The sequence below is a fragment of the Kitasatospora sp. NPDC001225 genome (genome assembly GCF_053597855.1).
Window position 1 is genome coordinate 1 of the sequence record NZ_JBSFJC010000348.1, and the last position, 2,563, is coordinate 2,563.

Below are 2,563 nucleotides of genomic sequence, written 5' to 3' on the forward strand. Positions count from 1 at the left end.
GGCAAGATCACCGTCGCCTCGGAGCCGGCCGTGCGGGCCCTGACGATCATCAAGCGGCTGGCCGGCGCCGGCATGCTGCGCCACGGCTGCCCGCCGAGCCCCGAACTCCGCACCTCGAAGGGGAAAAACCGGGTGCGGCAGCGCGGCCCTGCCTGGCACCATGGCGCCCATGATCACGTATCGAAAGGCCGATGCCGCGTAGACGGCCACGCGCACTGCGCGCCGAACGACCGGCCTCCCGTGTCTCGGGGCCGACCCCTCCGCTCCGGATCCACGGACTCTCCGACAGGGCGAGCCTGGCCGTCCACCGGGTCGAGCGCCTGAGCGACAGCTTCTACCTCCACGCGGGCGCCACCGACCGGGCGCTGCGGCGGTACCGCGAGTTCCTGCACCCGCCGGGAAGACGTCCGCTGTACCCGCAGGAGTCGCATTGCCCGTGCCCGGGATGTTCCTTCGACGACGTCAGACACGCACGCGACGTGCTGGAGGAAGTCCTGGAGCGACTGCCGGAACGGGCCCGTGCCGAGCTCGGCCGACTCGTGAAGGCCCTGGACACGGTGTTCTTGCGCCGCACCCTCCCCGACCCGTTCGCGGACCGGCGCCAGTGGCGCACGGAGTTCTGGTGGTACCGCCGCCTGGCCGATCGGTCGGAGTGGGGGTGACGGATGGCGGTTCTCCGGTGCCCGCCGGGACGACGAAAGGCGGTGGTCCCCGGAGCACAGGCTCCGGGGACCACCGCTGGTCAGGCTGTCGTGCTAGCCGCGACGACGGATGCGGCGTGTCGCGAGCGTCAGGCCGCCGCCCAGGAGCAGGAGGCTCCCGGCCAGCTCGGCGAGCCGGGTGTCGGTGCCGGTGCCGGTGTTCGGCAGGTGCCCGTGCGCCTCCTTCGTGGTCACCGTGGTGGTGGACGGCGGGGAGGTCACCGGCGGGCCGGACGGCGGAGTGCCTGTCGCGGTCGCGGTGTTGGTGACCTTCCCTCGGTCGATGTCCGCCTGCGTCACCGTGTACTCGGCCGTGCAGGTGACCGACGCACCCGGGGCGAGCGAGGCCGCACCCGGCGGGCAGCTCACCACCGGCGAGGTCCCGGCGCCCGAGAACGCCGTCTCGTTCACCGTCACGTCCGTCAGCGTCACGTTCCCGGTGTTCGTCACCAGGTACGCGTAGTCGACCGTCTGTCCGACCGCCGAAACCGTCGTCGGGGACGCCGACTTCGCGATGGTGAGCGCCGGCTCAGGGGTGTTCGGGACGGTGGTCGAGGACGGCGGGGAGGTGACCGGCGGGCCGGACGGCGGAGTACCCGTCGCCGTCGCGGTGTTGGTGATGCTGCCCGCGTTGAGGTCCGCCTGCGTCACCGTGTACTCGGCCGTGCAGGTGACCGACGCCCCGGGAGCGAGCGAGGCCGCAGCAGGCGGGCAGCTCACCACCGGCGGCGTCCCGGCGCCCGAGAACGCCGTCTCGTTCACCGTCACGTCCGTCAGCGTCACGTTCCCGATGTTCGTCACCAGGTACGCGTAGTGCAGCACCTGGCCCACCCCGGTCAGCGCCGTCGCGTCCACCGACTTGACGATGGTGAGCGCCGGTGCGGGCGTGACCGTGACGGTCACGGTGGACGGCGGGGAGGTGACCGGCGGGCCGGACGGCGGAGTACCCGTCGCCGTCGCCGTATCGGTGATCTTGCCGCTCTGCAGGTCGCTCTGGGTGACCGTGTAGCTGGCCGTGCAGGTGACCGACGTGCCAGGAGCGAGCGAGGCCGCAGCGGGCGGGCAGCTCACCACGGGCGGCGTCCCGGAACCGGAGAACGCCGTCTCGTTCACCGTGACATTCGCCAGCGTCACGTTCCCGGTGTTCGTCACCAGGAAGCTGTAGTCCACGACCTGCCCGACCGCCGAAACCGTCGTCGGGGACGCCGACTTCACGATCGTGAGCGCCGGCTCAGGGGTGTTCGGGACGCTGGTCGAGGACGGCGGGGAGGTGACCGGCGGGCCGGACGGCGGAGTACCCGTCGCCGTCGCCGTGTTGGTGACCTTCCCTCGGTCGATGTCCGCCTGGGTGACCGTGTAGGCGGCCGTGCAGGTCACCGACGCCCCGGGGGCGAGCGAGGCCGCAGCGGGCGGGCAGCTCACCACGGGCGGCGTCCCGGAACCGGAGAACGCCGTCTCGTTCACGGTGACGTTCGTCAGCGTCACGTTCCCGGTGTTCGTCACCAGGTACATGTAGTGCAGCACCTGGCCCGCCGCCGTCAGATCCGTCGCGTCGACCGACTTGACGATGGTGAGGGCCGGGTTGGCGGTGGCCGTGACGGTCACGGTGGACGGCGGGGAGGTGACCGGCGGGCCGGACGGCGGCGTACCCGTCGCCGTCGCCGTGTTGGTGACCTTCCCTCGGTCGATGTCCGCCTGGGTGACCGTGTAGCTCGCCGTGCAGGTGACCGACGCACCGGGGGCGAGCGAGGCCGCACCCGGCGGACAGGCCGCCACGAGCGGCCCCCCGGAACCGGAGAACGCCGTCTCGTTCACCGTCACGTCCGTCAGCGTCACGTTCCCGGTGTTCGTCACCAGGAAGC

2 protein-coding genes are annotated in these 2,563 nt (G+C 72.0%); one reads left to right on the forward strand and one right to left on the reverse strand.

Annotation, left to right across the window (positions count from 1 at the left end):
• Window positions 1-479 precede the first annotated feature (479 nt).
• Window positions 480-662: a hypothetical protein gene (locus ACWDCZ_RS40225; protein ID WP_380745461.1), complete on the forward strand. Its 183-nt coding sequence runs from the start codon at window positions 480-482 to the stop codon at window positions 660-662.
• A 93-nt stretch (window positions 663-755) separates the two neighbouring features.
• On the opposite strand, the gene ACWDCZ_RS40230 is transcribed toward ACWDCZ_RS40225, so the two are convergent.
• A partial coding sequence (locus tag ACWDCZ_RS40230; protein ID WP_449818581.1) for a DUF7507 domain-containing protein occupies window positions 756-2,563 on the reverse strand: 1,808 nt, incomplete at its 5' end.